Genomic DNA, 5,938 nt, shown 5'->3' on the forward strand with positions numbered 1-5,938 from the left:
GCTGCCGTCTTTTTTCATTTCGTCAAGTGCGGCGTTTATTTTAGCGATTAGATCGGCTTGCTTGCCTTTGTCAAATGCCATAGAAAAGCCCTCGCTACCGTCGTTTTCTTTGAAAAATTCCTCAAGCTCGGGGTTTTTCTTTAAAAAGCCGTAGCCGATCGAGCTATCTAGCACGACTGCGTCTATCTTGCCTTTTTTTAGTCCCATGATTAGCGGAACCGGATCCTCGGCAGGCACGACTTTGGCGCCCGCGATAGCGTTAGCTGCGATCTCTTGGACGGTGCCTTGTTGTACGCCTACTCTTTTGCCGTTTAGGGCGTCTTTGCTCGCGATAGCGTCGTTGCCTTTAGCGCGCAAGTAGATATTTTCGGTCGCATAATAAGCCTGCGTGAAATCAATCGACTTTCGTCTGTCGTCGGTTGCGCTCATAGCGCTTGCTACGGCGTCGATCTTGCCCGTTTTTAGAGCTGGGATGAGGCCGTCAAAGCTCATATTTACGATCTTGTACTCAAAGCCCGCGCGTTTAGCGAGCTCGGCTACTAGATCCATATCAAAGCCCGTGATCTTGTTTTGCTCGTCCACGTACTCAAACGGCGGATAGTTGGCGGCTGTACCGATCTTTAGCTCGGCAGCGCCAAGCGTGGCTAGAGCCGCTAAAAGCAGCGCAAAAATCTTTTTCATGTTCTCTCCTTTAAATTTGGTTTCAAATTTAAGCCCGCGACCCGGTGCGGGCTCGCAAATTTACTTTAGGCCGTATTTTTCCATCATCTTGTCAAATTCGCCGCTCTTTTTGAGCTCCTCTATCGCGGCGTCTATTTTGCCGATTAGCTCTAGGTGCTTGCCCTTATCAAACGCAACGGCAAAGCCCTCGGTGCCGTCAGGAAGCTTTAAAAACTCCTCCAAATCAGAGTTTTGCTTTAGATACTCGTAGCCGATCGGGCTATCTGTTAGCACGACGTCAATTTTGCCGGCTTTTAGCGATAAAATCGCAGCTGCTACGGTTTCTGCAGGCACGGCTAGGTCGCCGCAGATGGATTTAGCCGCGGTCTCTTGCAATGTGCCTATTTGCGCACTTATTTTTTTGAGGTGCATATTGGTCGCATTTACGTCGGTGCCTTTTTTGCGGATGAAAAGATTATCCGAAAAATAATAAGGCTTCGTAAAATCGACCGATTTTCTTCTCTCCTCGGTCGCGCTCATACCGCTTAGCGCGGCGTCTATCTTGCCTGTTTTTAGAGCGGGGATTAGCCCGTCAAAGCTCATGTTTTGTACGTCAAATTTGACGCCGATTTTCTTACCGACGGCCTCTATCATATCGATTTCAAAACCTACGATCTTGTTGTGCTCGTCGATGTACTCAAACGGCGGATAGTCCGCGCTCGAGCCCACTCTTATCGTTTGTTGTACCGCTACGGGAGCTGCCTCGTTTTTTACTGCGGCGTCTTTGCTCGCGTTTTCATTCGAGCTTTGACCGCAGCCTGAAAGCATCAAAGCGGCGGCTACGAAAACGAAAAGTTTTTTAAATTTGCCAGCGGACAAAGCCGCAACGATGTTTTGTGACATTTTGGCCTCCTTTTAGTGGTTTAAAATTTTACCTAGAAAATCCTGCAAACGCTGATTGCTAGGGTTTTCAAATACGTTTTTAGGCGTGTCGTCCACGGCTATTTTACCGCCGTGCATGAAAAATATCCTATTCGCCACGTTTTTAGCAAAGCCCATCTCGTGCGTGACGACTAGCATCGTGATGCCTTTTGCCGCGACGTCTTTCATGATGTCTAGTACTTCGCCGATCATCTCTGGATCTAGCGCGCTCGTTGGCTCGTCAAAGAGTATGACCTCGGGATTCATCGCAAGGCTTCTAGCGATCGCTATACGCTGTTTTTGACCGCCCGAGAGCTTGTGCGGGAAGGCGTATTTTTTATCGCTTAGCCCCACGCTTTTTAGTAGCTCGTCGGCTCTTTTTTCTGCGCTTTCTTTATCCAAAATTCCCGCTTTTATCGGCGCTAGGGTTAAATTTTGCAAGACGTTTTTATTTGCAAAAAGGTTAAAGTGCTGAAAAACCATGCTCACTTTTTGACGGATTTTGTTTATATCCGTTTTTTTGTCCGTTATATCCTCGCCGTTTATCTTGATGTGCCCGCCGCTTGGCTCCTCTAAGCGGTTTATGCAGCGCAAAAACGTGCTCTTGCCGCCGCCGCTAGGGCCTATGATAGCGATGATTTCGCCTTGCTTGATATCTACGCTGATGTCGTCTAGGACGCGCAAATCGCCGTAATTTTTACTCAAATTTCTAATCTCAATCATGGCGATTTAGCCTCCTCTCTAAAATTTTAACCAAAAACGTAAAGAACTTCACGCTGACGTAGTAAACTATGCCCGTGAAAATGACGGGCTCTGGGCTATAAAATACCGCTTGCAGGCTTTTGCTTTGCATCGTGATATCGATGACGCTGATGTAGCCTACGACTGAAGTTTCTTTAAACAGCGAGATAAATTCGTTCGCAAGCGCAGGCAGGATGTTTTTAGTCGCCTGCGGAAACACTACCTCCCGCATCGAAACGTAGTAGTTTAGACCCATAGCCCTTGCGGCTTCCATTTGTCCTTTATCGACGCTATTTATGCCGCTACGCACGATCTCTGCGACGTAGGCGGAGCTGTTTAGCCCGAGCGCGATCAAAGCGACGTAAAAGTTATCGCTCCAGGTCGCAAAAATCACGACCGAAAATATAAGAAGCTGCAAAATAATCGGCGTTCCGCGCAGGATATCTACGTACTCGTCGATGAGAAAGCTTAAAATTTTGATATTTAAAAACTTTAAAAACGCCAAAATAAAGCCCAGCGTCACGCCGATAGCCGTGCCGCCGATAGTGAGCCCCAGCGTCACGCCGTAGCTTTTAAGGTAAGCTAGACGTTGCGCCTCGTTTAACTCCGTCGGATAAAAATAGTAAACGCCCGCGGAGACGATGACGACGAAAAACAACGCCCTGAAAAATTTTTCGTTTAGCATTTCTTAAACCTTAAAAGTGTAATGAGGGTTAATCATACGAAAAAAAATATAAATTTAACCTTTTTTACGTGAAAAAATTATCTTTTAAACAAATTTATCATATTATCGTAACTTAAATTTAAAAAACTGAGGGAAATTTAATGGATTATGCATGCTATATCGCCATCGCGCTGTATTTTGGATTTTTGCTTTTCGTGGGGCGATACTCGTATAACAAAAACGCCAATATGGGCGAATATCTGCTCGACAATCGCCGCCTAGGGCCGGTCGTAACCGCGCTAAGCGCCGGAGCTAGCGATATGAGCGGCTGGATGCTGCTTGGCGTGCCGGGCGCGCTATATGCCACGGGGCTAGCTACGATTTGGATGGTTTTGGGGCTCGTTATAGGAGCGTATTGTAATTACCTATTTTTAGCAAAGCGCCTGCGTGTCTATACCGAGGTTGCTAGCGACAGCATCACGATTCCCGATTTCTTGCAAAATCGCTTTAAAGACGAGACTAAAATTTTACGCATAGTCTCAGGGCTTTTGATTTTGATATTTTTCACGCTATATGTGAGTAGCGGGATAATCGCGGGCGGCAAGAGCTTTGAGAGCTTTTTTGGATTGGATTTTAAATTTGGCGCAATTTTTACGCTGGCTATCGTCGTTTTTTACACGTTTTTCGGCGGATTTCGCGCGGTTTGCATCACGGATGCGTTTCAGGGCATGTTGATGTTTTTGGTGCTCGTCGCCGTACCCATCGTCGCGTTTTGTAATCTAAATTTGCCGGACGGCGCTACTTTTTGGAGCGAGGTGTCAAAATACGGCAAAAACCACCTAAACATCTTTTACGACCAGACTTTTTTAAGCATCTTGGGACTCATGGCGTGGGGGCTTGGCTACTTCGGACAGCCGCACATCATAGTTAGGTTTATGGCGATACGAAGCTCAAAAGAGCTAGCCCAAGCGCGCCGCATCGGCATCGGCTGGATGGCGATCGGCTTAGCCGGAGCGATGATGAGCGGACTGATCGGTTTTGTGTATTACAGCGAGTTAAATTTGCCTCTAGCAGACCCAGAGAAGGTCTTTTTGCAGCTTGGCGAGACGCTGTTTCATCCGTTTTTCGTAGGTATCATTATTTCAGCCGTGCTTTCAGCCATCATGAGTACGATCTCTAGCCAGCTTTTGGTTAGCGCAAGCTCGGTGACGCAGGATTTCGTGTTTGCCTTTTATAAAAAAGAAATCTCGCAAAAAGCTCAGGTCGCAGCTGGCAGATACGCCGTCGTGGCCGTCGCGCTAGTGGCTACCGCGCTTGCTTTTAGCTTTAACGAAAGCGTGCTAAACGTCGTGGGCTATGCATGGGCGGGCTTTGGCGCGAGCTTTGGGCCGGTGTTGCTTTTTAGCCTTTATTGGCGCAGGATGAGCGCGCTAGCGGCGCTTCTTGGTATGATAACGGGCGGAGCGACGGTGATCGCGTGGATAGCGCTCGGGCTAAATTCTTACGTTTACGAGATCTTGCCGGGCTTTGCGGTATCTTGCATCGTGATTTATCTAACAAGTCTCTACGGCGATGCGATAGACAAGATGAGCAACGAGCCAAACTCGGCCACCGTGCAGGACGAATTTGAAAAAATGAAAACGAGGCTTTAAATGCAAAGTAGCGTAAAGTGCGGCAACTGCGGCGCCGAGGTCGATGTAAATTTGGCCCTAAAAACCGAGCTTGAGCTTGAAATGAAGCAAAAAATGGCGGCGGCTAGGCGAGAATTTGATAAAGAGATCGAGGCTAAAAGAGCGCAATATAAGGAGCATCTAGACGCTTTAAGCGCAAAGGAAAAAGAATTCGACGCTAAATTTGCCGCAGCCCTAAACGCTAAAAAAACCGAGCTCGAAAATGAGATAAAAGCAAAACTCGAGGGCGAAAATTTAAACATAGTAAATGCCCTAAAAACCGAGCTTGAAGCCAAGTCAAAGCAGATAAACGAGCTAAATTTAAAGACGCTTGAGATAGAAAAGCTAAAGCGAGAAAAGAGCGAATTTGAAAGCGCGCTGATGGCAAAAACCGAGGCTGAGCTAAGCAAACGTCTAAGCGAGGAAAAAGAGCGACTAGGCAAGGCTCTAGCCGAGCAAAACGAGCTAAAATTTAAGCAAAAAGACGAGCAGCTAGAGGCGCTAAAAAAGCAGCTAAACGAGGCGCAAAGACGCATAGAGCAGGGTAGCGAGCAGCTACAAGGCGAGACGCAAGAGCTAGCCATCGAGGCGTGGCTACGGGAGAAGTTCGTATTTGACACCATAGACGAGGTCAAAAAGGGCGCAAACGGCGCGGATGTAATGCAGATCGTAAATACCCGCGAGGTGCAAAACTGCGGCAAAATCTACTACGAAAGCAAACGTACTAAAAATTTTTCAAACGAATGGATAGAAAAATTTAAGGCCGATATGCGCGCCTCAGGCGCCGACGTCGGAGTGCTAGTTAGCGAGGCGCGCCCGCGGGAGCTAGAGCGCATGGGGCTGGTTGACGGCGTATGGGTGTGCAACTACGAGGAGTTTAAGGCGCTTTGTTTCGTGCTAAGACAGGGCGTCGTGGAGCTAAATTTCGCTAGGAACTACGCGCAAAACCGCTCAAACAAGATGGAGATGCTCTACTCGTATCTCGTCAGCAACGAGTTTAAGATGCGCATCGAGGCTATCGTGGAGGGCTTTTCTGCGATGAGCGAGGAGCTGGAGCGCGAGAAAAACGCTATGAAGCGCATCTGGAAGAGCCGCGAAAAACAGATCGAAAAGGTGCGCGACAACGCGATCGAGATGTTTGGCTCGATAAAGGGAATCGCGGGAAATGCGATAGGGGAGATAAGGACGCTGGAGCTGGGGTTTGATGCGGGCGAGTTTGATTCCCCATAAACGGCGGATTTTAGAATAAATTTTTCTGCGCCCGCCGCAGTCACGGACGACC

6 protein-coding genes are annotated in these 5,938 nt (G+C 47.9%); 2 read left to right on the forward strand and 4 right to left on the reverse strand.

What is annotated here, in order from left to right; all coding sequences use genetic code 11:
* The 4 genes from Q0546_RS00955 to Q0546_RS00970 form a co-directional block, all read right to left on the reverse strand.
* Positions 1–681 (reverse strand): transporter substrate-binding domain-containing protein (locus Q0546_RS00955; RefSeq protein WP_298789690.1); only part of this gene is annotated, 681 nt, incomplete at its 3' end.
* 60 nt (positions 682–741) lie between these two features.
* A complete protein-coding gene (locus Q0546_RS00960; RefSeq protein ID WP_298789691.1) occupies positions 742–1,563 on the reverse strand; it encodes a basic amino acid ABC transporter substrate-binding protein in 822 nt (273 codons plus the stop codon).
* A gap of 12 nt (positions 1,564–1,575) precedes the next feature.
* A complete protein-coding gene (locus Q0546_RS00965; RefSeq protein ID WP_002948421.1) occupies positions 1,576–2,304 on the reverse strand; it encodes an amino acid ABC transporter ATP-binding protein in 729 nt (242 codons plus the stop codon).
* Positions 2,297–3,007: an amino acid ABC transporter permease gene (locus Q0546_RS00970; protein ID WP_002948422.1), complete on the reverse strand. Its 711-nt coding sequence runs from the start codon at positions 3,005–3,007 to the stop codon at positions 2,297–2,299. The genes Q0546_RS00965 and Q0546_RS00970 overlap by 8 nt, the downstream gene beginning before the upstream one ends.
* Positions 3,008–3,147: 140 nt before the next feature.
* Between Q0546_RS00970 and putP the strand changes: the two genes are divergently transcribed.
* Positions 3,148–4,638, forward strand: coding sequence for a sodium/proline symporter PutP (gene putP, locus Q0546_RS00975; RefSeq protein WP_298789692.1), 1,491 nt, complete (start codon positions 3,148–3,150; stop codon positions 4,636–4,638).
* Positions 4,639–5,886, forward strand: coding sequence for a DUF2130 domain-containing protein (locus Q0546_RS00980; RefSeq protein WP_298789694.1), 1,248 nt, complete (start codon positions 4,639–4,641; stop codon positions 5,884–5,886).
* Positions 5,887–5,938: the final 52 nt, after the last annotated feature.

It is taken from the genome of uncultured Campylobacter sp., assembly GCF_937997465.1.
Taxonomy (GTDB): domain Bacteria; phylum Campylobacterota; class Campylobacteria; order Campylobacterales; family Campylobacteraceae; genus Campylobacter_A.

What these genes read in the sequence shown, in the direction of transcription:
- Q0546_RS00960 (WP_298789691.1), bottom strand. Translation starts at nt 1,563, where the DNA reads ATGTCACAAAACATCGTTGCGGCTTTGTCCGCTGGCAAATTTAAAAAA.
- putP (WP_298789692.1), top strand. Translation starts at nt 3,148, where the DNA reads ATGGATTATGCATGCTATATCGCCATCGCGCTGTATTTTGGATTTTTG.
- Q0546_RS00965 (WP_002948421.1), bottom strand. Translation starts at nt 2,304, where the DNA reads ATGATTGAGATTAGAAATTTGAGTAAAAATTACGGCGATTTGCGCGTC.
- Q0546_RS00980 (WP_298789694.1), top strand. Translation starts at nt 4,639, where the DNA reads ATGCAAAGTAGCGTAAAGTGCGGCAACTGCGGCGCCGAGGTCGATGTA.
- Q0546_RS00970 (WP_002948422.1), bottom strand. Translation starts at nt 3,007, where the DNA reads ATGCTAAACGAAAAATTTTTCAGGGCGTTGTTTTTCGTCGTCATCGTC.